We start from the raw sequence: 15,072 nt of genomic DNA, 5'->3' as shown, positions 1-15,072 counted from the left end.
GGGATCTCGAGGTCGCTGCCGACGACCAGCTTCACGTGCCCGGCCGACACCGAGGTGGACGGGCTGACCGGCCAGGGCGTCCGGGTCGCGGACGTCGGCCGGGGTGATGCCGGGCGGGGGGACGGCGTCGCGGCCGTGAGCCGCGGCGAGCATGAGGTCGACCGCGACGACCTCGTGGCCGGCGGCGAGCGCCGCGCGGTGGATGTGCGAGCCGATGAATCCGGCCGCGCCGGTCAGGAGTACACGCATGCGGCGATTCTGGCCGCAGTGCCGCCGGAATGCGCCCGGACCGGCCGAGGTCGCCGGGTTCGTCACGATTTGGTCAGATCGCCTCGGCCGGCACGCGGGGGTCTTGCCTCGCGTCGCCGACCGGCGCACAATTCATCGCGTAGTGAATTCAACACTCGATGAATTGAGGGTGACCGTGACGGCACCAGCGACAACCACCGACGCCATCGCCATCGAGCACCTGGAAGTGCGCCGCGGCGGGCACCAGGTTCTGCAGAACATCTCCCTGACCGTGCCCAAGGGCAGCATCACCGGGCTCCTGGGCCCGTCGGGGTGCGGCAAGACGACGCTCATGCGCAGCATCGTCGGCACGCAGATCATCGAATCCGGCACCGTGCGGGTACTCGGCGACGAGGCCGGATCGCGCGCGCTGCGGCGCCGGGTCGGGTACGTGACCCAGGCGCCCAGCATCTACGACGACCTCACCGTCGCCGACAATGTGGCGTACTTCGGCGCGCTCTACGGGGCCTCGCGCACCGAGGTCGCGACCGCCCTGGCCGCGGTCGGCCTGAGCAGTCACTCCGGCCATCGCGGCAGTGAGCTCTCCGGCGGGCAGCGCACCCGGGTGTCCCTGGCCTGCGCGCTGGTCGCCGATCCGGAGCTGCTCGTGCTCGACGAGCCGACCGTGGGCCTGGATCCGGTGCTGCGCGCGGATCTGTGGGAGCAGTTCGACGCGCTCGCCGAGCAAGGCCGGACGCTGCTGGTGTCCAGCCACGTCATGGACGAGGCCGAGCACTGCGACCGGCTGCTGCTCATGCGCGAGGGCCGGCTGCTGGCCCAGCTCACCCCCGCCGAATTGCGTTCCGACACCGGCGAATCCAGCCTGGAGAACGCCTTCCTGAAGCTGATCCGGATGGGAGAAGAGCTGTGACCACGACCCTTTCGCGTCCGGCGGGCCCGCGCCCGCTGGGCTGCTACACCGCCACCACGGTGCGCATCCTGCGCCAGTTGCGCGCCGATCACCGCACCGTCGCCATGATCGTGCTGGTACCAGCGCTGCTCATGACGCTGCTGTACTTCGTGTACAAGAACTATCCGATGATGCCCGGCGCGCCCCGGCTGTTCGACCGGATCGGCATCACCATGCTCGGCATCCTGCCGTTCGTGGTCATGTTCCTGATCACCGCCATCGCCATGCAGCGCGAACGGGTGTCGGGCACCCTGGAACGGCTGATGACCACCCCGCTGTCCAAGCTGGATCTGCTGGCCGGATACGGCACCGCGTTCTCCATCGCGGCGGCCGCGCAGGCGGGGGTGGCGTGCCTGGTGGCGTTCTGGCTGCTGGGCCTGAACGCGGCCGGCAGTCCCGCGCTGGTGGTGCTGATCGCGGTGATCGACGCGGTGCTCGGTGTCGCCCTGGGCCTGCTGGCCAGTGCGTTCGCCCGCACCGAATTCCAGGCCGTGCAGTTCATGCCGGTGATCGTGCTGCCGCAGTTCTTCCTGTGCGGCCTGCTGGTGCCGCGCGGTCAGCTGCCGAGCTGGCTGGAGGCGATCAGCAATGTGCTGCCGCTGAGCTACGCGGTCGACGCGCTCGAGCAGGTGTCCACGCACACCGGCGCGACCGGTCAGATGTGGCGCGATATCGCCGTCGTGGCCGTCTTCGCCGCTGTCGCACTGGGTCTGGGCGCGGCCACGCTACGCCGGCGCACGGCGTGACGAGCGGCTCCGGCACCCGCAGCGGACGGCGGCCGGGCAATTCCGGCACCCGGGAGGCGATTCTGGACGCCGCCCGGGTGCGGTTCGCCGAGGTCGGTTTCGACAGGGCGTCGATCCGATCCATCGCGACCGCGGCCGCGGTGGATCCGGCGCTGGTGCACCACTATTTCGGCACCAAGCACCAATTGTTCGCCGCGGCACTGCAATTGCCGATCGACCCGCAGGAGATCCTGGACGGTTTCGCGGTGGTCCCCCTGGAAGAGCTGGGCGAGCACATCATTCGCACCGTGGTCGGCATCTGGGACTCCCCGGTCGGGATGCCCGCGGTGGCCGCGTTCCGCAGCATGCTCGCCAGCGACGATCCGACACTGGCGCGCACCTTCCTGCTGGAGGTGGTGCTCAAAGCGATCCGGCCCCGGGTGGATTCGCCGCCGGGAACCGGCGCGCGGCGAGCCGTCCTGGCGGCCTCGCAGCTCGCGGGCCTGCTGGTGACCCGCAAGATCCTGCGGCTCGAGCCGATCGCCTCGATGCCGATCGACCAGCTGGCCCGCGCCGTCGGCCCCACGCTGCAGCGCTACTTCACCGGGGACCTCGACGGGCTCAGCGCGGACTGAGCGGGGCCGGGAACCGCGTCAGTCCTGGGTGAGGAACAGGGTGTGCTCGTCGTCGGAGACGTCGCGGGCCTCGTCGACGAGCAGCACCGGGATGCCGTTGTCGACCGGGTAGGCGCGGCGCAGGCGGGGGTTGTAGAGCACGGTGTCACCGGTGGCGGTGTGGACCAGCTGCAGGGGGCCCTTGTCCTGCGGGCAGGCCAGCAGGCTCAGCAGGGTGGGGTCCAGGATTTCCTCCGACATGTCCGACAACCTACCGGTCGGGCGTCGCGGCGACGGAATCGGCGGGGCGGCGGAAGCTGATGTGGCGGTGGCCGAAGAAGCTGGCCACCGCGACCAGGCCCATGACCACGACCGCGGCCGGTTTGGCCGGGGCGTGCAGCAGCGAGACGGCGAGCTGCAGCAGCACCATGTTCAGCACCATGCCGACCGCGTTCACGCCGACGAAGGCCACGAAGTCGCGCAGCACGTGGCCGCGCACCCGGAACACCAGCGTGCGGTGCAGGGCGAAGGCGATCACCATGCCGACCGCGTAGGCCAGGGCCACCGACAGGGCCGCGGCCACGTCCTCGGAGACCGTGTCACCCAGGACGGTCAGCCAGAAGATGGTGAGCACCATGCCCATCAGCGTGTTGAACCCGCCGACCAGCGCGAAGGCCACCTCCTGGCGGCGAACCAGGCGCAGCAGCGGACCGGCCGGCGCGTTCTCGCCGTGCCCGGGCGCGTTCGTATCGGGGCCGGGTGAGTGGCCTCCGGTGATTGCCGCCTCGCCGGTCAGCCGGTGCTGCGCGTCGGTCACTGCGCCGAACCCACCAGTTCGCGATCCTGCTCGTCGTCGAGCTGTTCGGCGGCGGGCGCGTCCAGGCCGCGGCGGCGGGAGCGGACGTAGAGCCACTGCAGCAGGCCCAGCCCGACGAGTCCGGCTCCGGCGCTGGCGATTCCGATCTTCCAGCCCGGCGGCCGCCAGCTCAGTTCCAGTTCGGCGTTGTCGGTGCCGGCCGGAATGTCCACGGCGACGAAGACTTTCGACACGGTGTGGAACGGAATGGTCTTGCCGTTGAGCGTGACCCGGTAGCCGGGCCAGCCCAGCCGGGCGAAGGTGACCCGGCCGCCGGTCTCCGACGAGACGCGCACGCGGCTGGTGGTGTCGGTGTCCTCGATCGAGGTGGCGGTGACATCGTGGGCGTCGCCGACGCGGCCGTTGACCGTGGAGATCGGGCCGTTGTCGCGTTCGAGCACCCAGATGTACTTCTCGTGGCCGGGGACGTCCACGAAATGCCAGCCCTCGGGGGCGGGCTGGTCACCGGCGTCGGGCAGCATGGCCTTCTGCAGCACCACCCGGTCGATGAGCATGAGGTCGGCCAGGATACGGCCCGTGGTCGGCTCGGGGCTGAACAGGCGGTGGTAGGCGTCGGGACAGACGCTGGAATCCCATCGCATGCACAGCATCTCGCCGAAGTAGAAGTGCCCGTTGGGGGTGTAGCCGTTGACGTAGTCCTTTTCCAGGTCCTTGGCGTAGTTGCCCCACACCAGCGATCCGTAGGCCCCGTCGAGGCTCTTGTCGGCGGGCTGCAGCAGGCCTCGTTCGGCGAGCTGAATGGTGGTGCCGCCGGAGAACTCCGGGAACGCGGCCATGGCCTCATGACGATTCGCGGGCAGGTTCCACGACATCGGGGTGGGCTGCACCCACCACACCTGGAACCAGGCGATCGGCACCATGGCGGCGATCACCAGCGCGGTGGCCCCCGACGCGCCGCGGGTGCGGCCCAGCCACACCACGCCGAAGCCGAGCGCGATCACCACCGCGGCCGAACCCAGATGCCACAGCACCTGATGGGGGTCGGCGGAGAAGGTGCGCACCCACAGCGCCAGCACCAGCACCAGCGCCGCGATGATCCGGTTGTTTCGGTCCTTCAGCGTGGCGAAGCGGCCCAGCAGCACGCACACCAGCACCAGCAGTCCGAGCGCCAGCATGGGCAGCACGCGGGCGGGCCAGCGCAGCGGCCCGACGGTGCCGGGCCCGGCGGTCCACATCAACGCCATCAACGCGAACAGGGCGATGGCGACGAACTGCTTCCAGTGCTTCTGCGCCGCCTTCCAATCCACGAAGGCCAGCGCCGGGATCAGGAACCAGGCGACGTAGGTCATGGGCAGCGGCTGCACATAGCCCCACCACGAGCTGAACGCGGGCATGGTGGTGGGCAGGCTCGCGTTGAGCGACTCCGACCACGGCACGGTCAGGAACTGGTCGTTATTGATCTGCGAATTGCCGCGCCAGCTCACCTGCGCCGACAGCATGGACGGCAGGAAGGTCAGCAGCCCGGCCGCGCCCGCGCAGCCCGCGGCGGTGGCCAGGCGCAGCAGCGGGCCGAACGCGGCACGCCACTGCGGCCAGGTGCGCGGGCCGCGGACCACCAGGTAGCCGACGGCCACCGCGATGAGCATGAGCACGGCCTCGACCGCGGGGAACACGTACTGCACCGAGATGGCCAGGTACAGGTAGACGAAGACCGGGATCGGCCCGCCCTGGCCGCGCAGGTAGCGCTCCGAGGACGCCCACGCGTGGATCATCCACGCGGTGCCCGCCATGGCGGTGAACCAGCTGGCCTCGTCGAAGAACAGGAAGAATCCGGTGAACGGCATGGCCACCCCGGCGACCGCGGCCCACTGCGGGCGCGCGCCGTACACCAGGCAGACGCGGTACACGCCGAGCCCGGTGATGATCGCGAAGATCGCCTTCACGATGGTGGCGTAGAGGGCCAGGTTCGGCACCGAGGGCGCGATCAGGTCGATCAGCAGCTGCGGCGGGTTGAACAGTCCCGCTTCCTCATTGGTGTAGTTGCCGGTCATCCACTGCTGGGGCTGCAGCAGCGGGAAGTGGCCGTCGCGGAAGGCGCGGCCGAAGAACACCCACAGTCCGGTGTACTGGGATTCGGTGTCGTCGGTGAAGAAGTGGCGGGGGTTGGCCAGCACCACGGCGAGGTAGCCGAGGATCACGCCGAGGACGGTCACCCCGCCCCAGCGATACACCTCACGCCGGGTCGCGCGGCGCGCCGCGTCGTCTTCGTCCGGCCCGGATTCGGCGGCCCCGACCGCCTGGGAAACTGAGCTGTCCACCACGAGTTCCAGACCCTACAGGGCGGTGCTGTCGATGGCACCGACGCCGTGGTGACGGGGGCACTCGGCGACCGGGCCGTCCATCCCGGTTACGCCGATCCGTCGCCTCCGGCGGGGATGGGGAATGATGGGCCGATGCCGACACTTCGCGCCGAATGCCGCGCCGAGCAGCGTGTTAGAGTTCACGACGGCTCGGGCTCCGGTTTCCGGTGTGGAGTTCCGGCGCACTCCGTCATCGAAAGTACATTCAGCTGATGCCGATTCCGTCCGCCCGCACCTACGCGAGCGACCCTAGCGTGACCTCCGCCGGCGACCGCCCGGCGCGGGTGCACGCGGTCTCCGTCGTGGTGCCCGTGTACCGCGGTGAGGACACCATCGCCTCGCTGGTCAGTGAACTGGACAAGCTCGGCGAGCCGGTGACCACGCCGCGCGGCGCGAGCTTCCGGGTCGAGGAGATCGTGCTGGTGCACGATCACGGCCCCGATCGCTCCGATGTGGTGCTGCGCGAACTCGCCGAGACCTACCCGCAGGTGCGGGTGGTGTGGCTGAGCCGTAACTACGGTCAGGACGCCGCCACCATCGCGGGCATGGCCGCCGCCCAGGGCGACTGGACGGTCACCATGGACGAGGACGGTCAGCACGATCCGGCGTTCATCGCCGACTTCCTCGACGCCGCGCTGAACGAGCGCGCCGATCTGGTCTACTCCAAGCCGGTCAACACCCGCCCGCACGGCTTCCTGCGCAACATCACCTCGCGCGGGGCGAAGCTGGTGCTGGCGACCCTGTTCGCCTTCCCCGATTCGACCCGGTTCGAGAGCTACCGGCTGATCCGCGGCGATATCGCACGGCAGCTGGCCCGGGTGGCCTCCAACGGCGTGTACCTGGACGTGGCGCTCACCTGGGTGGTGGGCGAGGTGGCGCAGGTGCCGGTGCAGTTGCGCGCCGAGGGCCGCGAGGAGTCCGGCTACAACTACCGCCGTCTGTTCTCGCTGTTCTGGAAGATGGTGCTGTGCAGCGGAACTCGCGGCCTGCGCCTGGTCAGCATGCTGGGCGTGACGCTGGCGCTGGGCGGGCTGGGCATGGCGGGCTGGGTGGTGTACCACGCGCTCACCAACAGCGGCCGGGATCCGGAGGGCTGGGCGTCGCTGATGACGGTGCTGCTGCTGTGTTCGGGCGCGGTGCTGTTCTCGCTGGGCCTGATCGCCGAATACCTCGGGGTCGCACTGCATGTGCTGGTGGGCAAGCCCCTGTATCTGACGGTGGATTCGCCGACGCCGCGCCCGGAGCAGGCCGCGGGCGCCGGAATCCGCCACACCGCAATTCGTTTCGACGGTATCGAGGGGGATCCCCGCGCGTGAGCAGTGACCGCATCATCTTCAGCCGCCCGTTCCGCGCCGCGCGCGAGCTGCCGAATGTGGAAGCCGTGCTGACGTCGGATCACAGTCACGGCGACGGTCCGTTCACCGCGGCGGCGACCGCGAAGCTGCGCGACATCACTGGGGCGCCGCACGCGCTGCTGACCACCTCGTGCACGCACGCGCTCGAAATGGCCGGGCTGCTGCTGGAACTCGGGCCCGAGGACGAGGTGATCGTCCCGAGCTTCGCGTTCACCTCGACCGCCACCTCGATGGCGTTGCGCGGCTCCACGGTGGTGTTCGCCGACATCGATCTTGCGACCGGCAGCCTGGATCCGGAGTCGGTGGCCGCGGCGGTCACTCCGCGCACCAAGGCCGTGGTGGTCATCCACTACGGCGGTGTGGCCGCGGATATGGAAGGGCTGCAACGGCTGGCGGACACCCACGGTTTCGCCATCATCGAGGACAACGCGCACGGTCTGGGCGGTTCCTACCGCGGCCGTCCGCTGGGCAGTATCGGCACGGTCGGCGCGCTGTCGTTCCACGACACCAAGAACGTGCACTGCGGTGAGGGCGGCGCGGTGCTGCTCACCGACGAGATCCTCATGGCGCGTGCGGAGATCATTCGCGAGAAGGGCACCGACCGGGCGCGCTTCCTGCGCGGCGCGGTGGACAAGTACTCGTGGCAGGACATCGGATCCTCGTATCTGCCCAGTGAATTGAACGCGGCGGTGCTGGACGCGCAGCTGGCGGAGTTCGACACGATTCAGCGCAATCGGCACCGGGTGTGGGACCACTACGCGGCGACGCTGCCGGACTGGGCCGCCCGCAACGACATTCGGCTGATGTCGGTGCCCTCGGATCGGGAGCACACCGCGCACCTGTACTACCTGCGGGTCCCCACCGAGGACCGCCGGGACGCGCTCATCGCGCACCTGTCGGGTCTGGGCATCGTGGCCCCGTTCCACTACGTGCCGCTGGACTCCTCCCCCGCCGGTTCGAAGCTGGGCCGCACGCCGACCCCGTGTGTGCGCAGCGCCGAGTTCTCGGCCACGCTGGTCCGGCTGCCGCTGTGGCCGGGCCTGACCGAGGCCCAGCTGACCCGGGTCGTCGAGGGCGTCACGAGCTTCGCCGTCTAGCCCTCGGAGACGACCGGAACACGTATCTGGTACCGCGAGTCACGGTCCCAACCTGGGCATATGACCAACTGTGAGCCGAAAATTTTCTGAGAGAATTTTTCTCGAAATCGCTCACGGTAAGTGTGGAGCGGATACCTTTCACATCCAGTCGGCGCGTCTGGCCGACAGGATTGAGAGGTAGATACATGGGCAAGATGCGAGCTGGTTACGGTGTGGGCGCCTTCGGCGCCATGGCCGCCGTCGCGGTGCTGGCGGCACCCAACGCCAATGCGCTCATCAACAATGTGATCGTCGCGAGCCCGAACCCGGTGGTCGGGTGCTCGTACCTGGTCACGGCGAACACCACGATCGGCGGAAGCCTGTTCACGGTCCACTTCAGCGACAACGGCGTCGAGTTCGGCCAGTCCAGCGTGGTGCTGGCGGCCAACCAGGCCACCATCACCTGGACGCCGAAGACCGCGGGCAAGCACACGATCACGGCCACACAGGAACTGGTCAGCAGCCAGTCGACCGACGTCACCGTCTCCGAGCAGAGCATCGTCTCGAAGCTGCTCGGCACCGGCAGCGCGTCCTGCACCTCGCAGAGCAGCCTGAGCGCGCAGTAACCCGCCGCATCGGCTCGACCGCCCCCGGAGACTCCTTCCTCCGGGGGCGTTCGCCGTTCGGGGGTCACTCCCGCAGGCGGGCGCGCACCTCGGCGGCCAGGGTGGCGGCGGAGTCGCGCAGGGCTTCGATCATGGGGTGATCCGGCGCGGTGGTGGCACGGCGGTACGCGAGGACGGTGGGGCGGCGAGCGGCCGGGTCGTCGACGCGGACCACGGAAATCCGTGCGGGCAGCGCCGATACGACGAGGCCGGGCACCACGGTGATGCCCAGACCGGCGGCGACCAGACCCAGTTTGGCGACCCAGTCGCGGGCGGTGTGCGCGATGCGCGGCTGCCAGGCGGCACCGGACCACGCGCCCAGCAGCGTATCGCCGGGGTCGGCGCTGCCGGCGATCCACGCTTCGGCGCGCAGTTCGGCGATCGGGACGCTGGCCCGGCCCGCCAGCCGGTGCCCGCCGTGGACGGCGATGAACAGCGAATCGTCCAGGAGCGGTTCGACATTCAGATCCTCGCCATGGTCCGGGCGGCCCGACAGCACGGCCAGATCGACGCGGCCCTTGGTGAGCGCGGCCAGCAGCGATGGCGTGGTGCCTTCGCGCAGGTGGACGCGCACACCGGGATTGCGGGCGGCGACCCCGGCGATGGCGCCGGGAACGAGGGCGGCCATGGCGGTGGAGAACGCGCCCACCCGGATCCGTCCGGTGGGCACCGGGTTGCGCAGTTCGTCCCCGGCCGCGGCGAGCGCGTCGAGCACGGTGTCGGCATGGCGAAGGACGATCCGGCCCGCGTCGGTGGGGTGCACGCCGCGGGCCCGCCGTTCGAACAGCGGGACGCCCGCCACCTGCTCCATGAGGGTGATCTGGCGTGAGATCGCCGACTGGGTATAGCCGAGCCGTTCCGCCGCGCGCGTGAAGGACCCCGACCGCGCGGCTTCGCGGACCACCCGCAAGCCGGTCACCGTGAACTCACCCATGCGGTCCAGTCATACCTGACATGCGAGATTCTCGCTGGTCGCATGCCCGCGCGGGTCGTAGTTTCGCAGGCATGAGCACGCTGGAGAACAAGGAAACGATTCGCGCCGTCTTCGCCGAGATGGCGAACGGCAATGGCCGCGCCCTGACCGACGCCATGGCCGAGGACTGCCGCTGGGTGTTCCCCGGCGTCTGGTCCTGGGCGGCGGTGTGGGAGCCGAAATCCGCTGTGGTGCAGGGTCTGCTGCGCCCGCTCATGGCACAGTTCGCCGGCGACTACCGGATGGTGGCCGACAGCGTTCTCGCCGACGGCGACCGGGTGGTGGTGCAGGCGCGTGCCACCGGCACCACCCTCACCGGCGAGCCCTACCCGCAGACCTATTGTCTGGTCATGCGTTTGGCGGGCGGGCGGATCACCGAGATCGTCGAACACTGCGATACCGCTCTCGTGGAGCGGGTGCTGACTCGGCTCACCCCGTAGGGGTCGGCGAATCCCGTTGCGGTTCGCGGACTTTCAGGACGACTTGCCGGGCCTGTCACGAACTGGCGGCACGCACGAAAAAGCGCCCCGGCACAGCCGCCGGGGCGCTTTCCCGAAACCCGATCAGGCGAACAGGCGCGACGCCAGTTCCGGGGTGAGCACCTCGTAGGCGTCGGTGGTGCGGTTGTACCACCAAGTGCGGTCGTCGGGCTCGGCCCGGCCGGCGGCCTGCACCGCGCGGGTGGAGGGCCGGAAGGTGGAGCTGCGGGGGATGTCGTCGACCACGTAGACGATGTCGGGGCGCTGCTCGGGAGCCAGGGCCCGGACCGCCTCGGTGACATCCTTGGGGGCCAGGGTGAATCCGTCGCGGACGCTCACCGCGGCTACCGCCAGAACCCGGTCGCGCGCCGGGAGAGCGAACGCCACTTCCATGTCGACCGCGGTGATGTCGTTGAGCACGTCCACGATCGGCTGGGTGTAGACCGGCCCCCGCGGCGTGGGGATCACCGTGTCGCGGCGGTCCATCAGCCAGTAGTCGCCGTCGCTGTCGCGGCGGAAGAGGTTCTCGGTCGGCATCCAGGCGTCGCCGGGGGTGAACACCCCGCGCAACCCGCCCGCGGACAGGTCGACGGTGTCGGACACCGTGCCGATCAGCAGGCCCACCTCGTTGTCGGCGCAGCGCCGGGCGAAACCGCTGTCCTCGGCCAGGATCTCGTCGGTCAGCGGGTCGTAGGCGATGAGCTCGACGCGCGCGGTGCCGGGCACCGGGCGGCCCTTGGAGCCGATCTTCGCGCCCGCCACATTGGCCAGCACCACGTCGCCCTCGATGGAGGCGTAGAACTCGACCACCTTGGCCGGGGCGAAGCGCTCCTCGGTGCGCCGCCACAGGCCCGCGGGCATACCCGAGCCGATGAACAGGCGGATCGGGTGCGGGTGCCCGGCGGCGAAGGTGTCGGCGTCGAGGATGTCGCGCAGCATGGTCCAGGTGTAGGTGACCACGGTGACGCCGTAGCGGTGCACCTCCTCGGCGAACCGGGCGGGCTCGAGCGAGCGGGCCAGCGCGATGCGGCTGCCGCCGGCCACCGCACCGCCCAAGCTCACCAGCAAACCGGACGAATGATGCAGCGGCGCAAGGCAGTACACGGTGTCGTGCTTGCCCAGATCGGCGGCCGAGGCGGTGCCGAAGGCCGACAGCGCCCACCGGTGGTTGGTGACGTACTTGACGTCGAACTTGTCACCGGTGCCGGTGACCAGGATGAAGGCCAGCTCCCGGGCCAGGCCCGGATTCGGGCGGTACCAGGCGGGCAGCTCCACCTGGTCCGGGTCGATCTGCTCCATGTCGACGACGTCGGCGCCGAGCGGGATCTCGATCTCGCGGGCGTCGCCGCCGCCCAGCACCAGCACCCGGTGCCCGGTGGCCGCGGCACTGGCCAGGTTCTCCGGATCGGCGATGAGCAGCTTGGTGCCGGTCAGCTCGGCGACCTTGGCCAGTTCGCTGCCCGGCGCGAGCAGCACCGCCACCGCGCCCAGGCGCGAGAGCGCGGCGATCGCGGCCAGCGCGCTGGGGCGGGTCTCCATGACCACGCCGACCCGGGACGCGGGACGCACGCCGACGGAGATCAAGCCGCGCACCACATTGTCGATGCGCTGGTTGACCGCCTCCTGGGTGTGCACGCGGTCGTCGAACAGGAACAGGTCCCGCCCCGGCGCGCGGCGGGCCTGCTCGGCGAGCAGACGGCCCAGCGAGATCCGGGTGTGCGGCTGGATCATGCCCAGCCGGGTCAGCCGGGGCAGCGCGCGGGCGGCCTCGCTGGTGAGTTCGACGGTGCCGCGCAGGGTCTGCCCGGCCACGCCCTCGATGGTCTTGCCGACGCTGGTCCCGGCCTCGGCCAGGGTGCCCAGGGCGTGCACCACCCGGGTCAGCCCGGTGCGCGGGCCGCCGCGGACCACCTCGGTGCTCATCCGCTCGACCTGCTCGGGCAGTTCACCGCGGCCGCTGAGGTGATTGACCCAGTCCCGGACCACGGGCCAGGTCTGCTTGGTGGCGGTGGACCCCGACACCAGCCCGAAATGCCCGGCCACGATGCTGGTCTCGTACACCTCGGCGTTCGGGGCGGCACGCACGATGCCGCGCACCGCGGCGGGCTGGCCGATGTCGTCGACCTCGCCGACGAAGGCCAGGATCGGGCACTTGATCTCGGCCAGCGAGATGAGCTGGTCGCGGATCACGAAGCCGCCCAGCATCATTCGATTGTGTTTGACGAACTGCTGGAGCAGGTCGGTGAGCGCCGGGCCCGGATAGCCGAGCCAGCCGTCGACCTCGAGGAAGCGACGCTGGCGCTCCTTGGGCAGCAGCGCCTCGCGGTTGTGCAGCTGACGCAGGAAGTCCAGCCGGGCGCGGACGGTCTTGACCGGGTCCAGGGCCTGGAAGCCCAGGCGCACCATGGAATCGGTGATGGGCAGCCGGTTGAGCACGTGGTCGGTGAGGAAGTCCGCGGCGTCGGCGGCCAGCCCGTGCGGCAGGCCGAACGGCATGCCGGCCACGGCGTCGACCGGGCTGCCGAAGGTCACGATGGACTCGATGCCCTTGCCGTAGCGGTAGGCCGCGGTCTGATACGCGAACATGCCACCCTGGGAGTAGCCCATGAGATGGACAGCGCGCCCGGTGATCTCGGCGACCGTGTCGATGGCGCTCGAGACCGCCAGCACGTGGTCGGCGAGGTCGCGGTCCCAGCCGCCCTCCTCGGTGGCGGGCGAGCCGAAATCCACCACCCAGCAGTCGATTCCGCCCTGATGCAGCATGCCGACCGCCCCGTCGGCGGCATTCACGTCCCAGATCTCGGCGGTCACCATGATGGGCGGCACCAGCACCACCACGGGGCGCTCGGCCCCGGTGTCATCGGGGAAGTAGTGGCGCAGGCGGTACATCCGCTTCCGCTCCACCACCTCGTACGGTGACGATTCGATGTCGTGAACCAGCCCCCCGAACCGGATCACCTCCAAGCCGTTCTGTGCGGTCGCGACCAATCGCTCGATCGGACCCACCACGGACCTCGCATTGAATTTCACGGCTTCTCTCCCAGACATTTCCTGGCCTTGACCAGCGTCACCCGCCCCGACGCGTCTCGATGAGCTTGCCATACCCCCAGCCTACTGCGCTGGCGCTGTGACCAGCACCATGCGGGCTAACCGTGGCTAACCAAACCGGGCGTTCGGGGTTTACGGGATACAGCAACATTCCAGGCATCATGTTTTGCCTTTTCGGTCCGCCGGACCGAGCGGACCTCTACCATCGATATCGCTGGAACGCAGTGTCGCGCTTGTCAATTCACTCACTTGACTAATTTCTGCAGGCCCCTTCTCGGCCTGCTGCTCTGCCGTGGACTCCACCGCTCAATGAACGCGGTGGCCCTTCGAGGTGAGGACCGCAGCATGACCATCGAATTGCCTATCGAGCTCCAGAACGGCCAACGCAAGTCCCTCAGCACCACCGCGGCCAGCCAGCTGGCCCACACCACCAAATCCGAACCGCAAATGCAGGGCATCAGCTCCCGCTGGCTGACCCGCTCCCTGCCGTGGACCCAGGTGAAGGGCGGTGTCTACCGGGTCAACCGCCGGCTCACCCACACCGTCGGCAACGGCGAGGTGGAGTACATCATCAACGGCCCGAACGCCCGGGTCATCCCGCTCGAACTGCAGGAGCTCCCGCAGCTGCGCGGCTTCGGCGACGAAGAGGTGCTGGCCGCCGTGGCCGGGCGCTTCGAGCAGCGGGACCTGCCCGCCGGCACCGTGGTCGCCGAATTCGGCAACCCCATGGACCAGGTGCTGCTCATCGTGCACGGCAAGCTCTCCAAGATCGGCACCGGCGATTACGGCGAGACCACCAAGCTGGGCATGCTCGGCGGCGGCGACTTCTTCGGCGACGAGACCCTGACCAGCGGCGACGCCATCTGGCCGGTCACCATCAAAACGGTCACCCCGACCACCATGCTGGTACTGGCCCGCTCCACCGTGGAGCAGCTCACCGAGAACATTCCGGCACTGGCGGAACACCTTTCCGCCGTGGCCAGCGCGCCCGCGCTGCCGCAGAACAAGTACGGCGAGGCCGAGATCCTCATCTCCTCCGGCCATTCCGGGGAGCCACTGCTCGAGGGCACCTACGTCGACTACGACGACCAGCCCCGCCACTACGAGCTGAGCCTGGGCCAGTCGGTGCTGCGCGTGCACACCCGCGTCGCCGACCTGTTCAACGATCCGATGGATCAGATCGAACAGCAGCTGCGCCTGACCATCGAGGCTCTCTACGAGCGCCGTGAGTACGACCTGGTCAACAACCCGGACTTCGGCCTGCTCAACAACTGTGACCTCAAGCAGCGCATCTACACCGAATCCGGTGCGCCCACCCCGGACGATATGGACGACCTGCTGTCCATGCGCCGCAGCACCAAGCTGTTCCTGGCCCACCCCAAGGCGATCGCCGCGTTCGGCCGCGAATGTTCCAAGCGCGGACTGTATCCGGACCCGGTGGAGGTGGACGGGCATCGCGTCCCGGCCTGGCGCGGGGTGCCGATCTTCCCGTGCGGCAAGATCCCGGTGTCGGACACCCAGACCACGTCCATCCTCGCCATGCGCACCGGCGAGAAGGATCAGGGCGTGATCGGCTTGCACCAGACCGGAATTCCGGACGAGTACGAGCCCAGCCTGAACGTGCGATTCAAGGGCATCGACGATCAATCGATCATCTCCTACCTGGTCAGCTGCTACTACTCGGCCGCCGTCCTGGTCCCCGACGCGCTCGGCATTCTCGACAATGTGCTGGTCGCCCGTCAGTCCGACTGAGCGAGGTGTC

The 15,072-nt window shown here is 69.4% G+C and carries 14 protein-coding genes; 8 read left to right on the top strand and 6 right to left on the bottom strand.

Annotated elements, in window-relative coordinates; genetic code table 11:
• The coding region (locus tag ACWELJ_RS17440; protein ID WP_452367152.1) for an NAD-dependent epimerase/dehydratase family protein at positions 1-249 on the bottom strand (249 nt) is incomplete at its 3' end.
• Positions 250-424: 175 nt separating this feature from the next.
• Between ACWELJ_RS17440 and ACWELJ_RS17435 the strand changes: the two genes are divergently transcribed.
• From ACWELJ_RS17435 to ACWELJ_RS17425, 3 genes are read left to right on the top strand one after another with little or no spacing between them, the layout of a single operon-like run.
• On the top strand, positions 425-1,159 hold the full coding sequence (locus tag ACWELJ_RS17435) for an ABC transporter ATP-binding protein (protein ID WP_452367151.1): 735 nt from the start codon (positions 425-427) through the stop codon (positions 1,157-1,159).
• Positions 1,156-1,944: an ABC transporter permease gene (locus tag ACWELJ_RS17430; protein WP_452367150.1), complete on the top strand. Its 789-nt coding sequence runs from the start codon at positions 1,156-1,158 to the stop codon at positions 1,942-1,944. The genes ACWELJ_RS17435 and ACWELJ_RS17430 overlap by 4 nt, the downstream gene beginning before the upstream one ends.
• Positions 1,941-2,558 carry a TetR/AcrR family transcriptional regulator gene (locus ACWELJ_RS17425; RefSeq protein WP_452367149.1) on the top strand — a complete coding sequence of 206 codons (618 nt, stop codon included), beginning with the start codon at positions 1,941-1,943 and terminating at the stop codon, positions 2,556-2,558. The genes ACWELJ_RS17430 and ACWELJ_RS17425 overlap by 4 nt, the downstream gene beginning before the upstream one ends.
• 18 nt (positions 2,559-2,576) lie before the next feature.
• On the opposite strand, the gene ACWELJ_RS17420 is transcribed toward ACWELJ_RS17425, so the two are convergent.
• Genes ACWELJ_RS17420 through ACWELJ_RS17410 form a run of 3 tightly spaced genes read right to left on the bottom strand, consistent with a single transcriptional unit; the run spans position 2,577 to position 5,585 of the window.
• The gene (locus tag ACWELJ_RS17420; protein ID WP_452367148.1) at positions 2,577-2,798 is read right to left on the bottom strand and encodes a Trm112 family protein; all 222 of its coding nucleotides are present in this window, start codon (positions 2,796-2,798) and stop codon (positions 2,577-2,579) included.
• Positions 2,799-2,808: 10 nt separating this feature from the next.
• Positions 2,809-3,354 carry a GtrA family protein gene (locus ACWELJ_RS17415; RefSeq protein WP_452367147.1) on the bottom strand — a complete coding sequence of 182 codons (546 nt, stop codon included), beginning with the start codon at positions 3,352-3,354 and terminating at the stop codon, positions 2,809-2,811.
• The gene (locus ACWELJ_RS17410; protein ID WP_452367155.1) at positions 3,351-5,585 is read right to left on the bottom strand and encodes a hypothetical protein; all 2,235 of its coding nucleotides are present in this window, start codon (positions 5,583-5,585) and stop codon (positions 3,351-3,353) included. The genes ACWELJ_RS17415 and ACWELJ_RS17410 overlap by 4 nt, the downstream gene beginning before the upstream one ends.
• A 413-nt stretch (positions 5,586-5,998) precedes the next feature.
• Between ACWELJ_RS17410 and ACWELJ_RS17405 the strand changes: the two genes are divergently transcribed.
• The 3 genes from ACWELJ_RS17405 to ACWELJ_RS17395 all read left to right on the top strand — a co-directional run bounded on the left by ACWELJ_RS17405 (position 5,999) and on the right by ACWELJ_RS17395 (position 8,771).
• Positions 5,999-7,030: a glycosyltransferase gene (locus tag ACWELJ_RS17405; protein WP_452367154.1), complete on the top strand. Its 1,032-nt coding sequence runs from the start codon at positions 5,999-6,001 to the stop codon at positions 7,028-7,030.
• A complete protein-coding gene (gene rffA, locus ACWELJ_RS17400; protein ID WP_452367146.1) occupies positions 7,027-8,166 on the top strand; it encodes a dTDP-4-amino-4,6-dideoxygalactose transaminase in 1,140 nt (379 codons plus the stop codon). The genes ACWELJ_RS17405 and rffA overlap by 4 nt, the downstream gene beginning before the upstream one ends.
• 185 nt (positions 8,167-8,351) lie before the next feature.
• Positions 8,352-8,771 (top strand): hypothetical protein, encoded by a 420-nt coding sequence (locus ACWELJ_RS17395; RefSeq protein ID WP_452367145.1) that lies wholly within the window; start codon positions 8,352-8,354, stop codon positions 8,769-8,771.
• A 64-nt stretch (positions 8,772-8,835) separates the two neighbouring features.
• Here ACWELJ_RS17395 and ACWELJ_RS17390 read toward each other — a convergent pair whose 3' ends face one another.
• Positions 8,836-9,744 (bottom strand): LysR family transcriptional regulator, encoded by a 909-nt coding sequence (locus ACWELJ_RS17390; protein ID WP_452367144.1) that lies wholly within the window; start codon positions 9,742-9,744, stop codon positions 8,836-8,838.
• 71 nt (positions 9,745-9,815) lie between these two features.
• Here ACWELJ_RS17390 and ACWELJ_RS17385 point away from each other — a divergent pair, with 71 nt between their 5' ends.
• Positions 9,816-10,223 carry a nuclear transport factor 2 family protein gene (locus tag ACWELJ_RS17385; protein ID WP_452367143.1) on the top strand — a complete coding sequence of 136 codons (408 nt, stop codon included), beginning with the start codon at positions 9,816-9,818 and terminating at the stop codon, positions 10,221-10,223.
• A 123-nt stretch (positions 10,224-10,346) separates the two neighbouring features.
• On the opposite strand, the gene ACWELJ_RS17380 is transcribed toward ACWELJ_RS17385, so the two are convergent.
• Entirely contained in the window at positions 10,347-13,310 is a 2,964-nt protein-coding gene (locus tag ACWELJ_RS17380) for an AMP-binding protein (protein ID WP_452367142.1), read from the bottom strand.
• 345 nt (positions 13,311-13,655) lie between these two features.
• Here ACWELJ_RS17380 and ACWELJ_RS17375 point away from each other — a divergent pair, with 345 nt between their 5' ends.
• Positions 13,656-15,062, top strand: a complete 1,407-nt coding sequence (locus tag ACWELJ_RS17375; RefSeq protein WP_452367141.1) for a family 2B encapsulin nanocompartment shell protein — start codon at positions 13,656-13,658, stop codon at positions 15,060-15,062.
• The last annotated feature ends 10 nt before the right edge of the window (positions 15,063-15,072 follow it).

The organism is Nocardia sp. NPDC004582, from assembly GCF_053602115.1.
The sequence above is the reverse complement of the archived record's forward strand: the minus strand, read 5'-3'. Positions and strand labels throughout refer to the sequence as shown.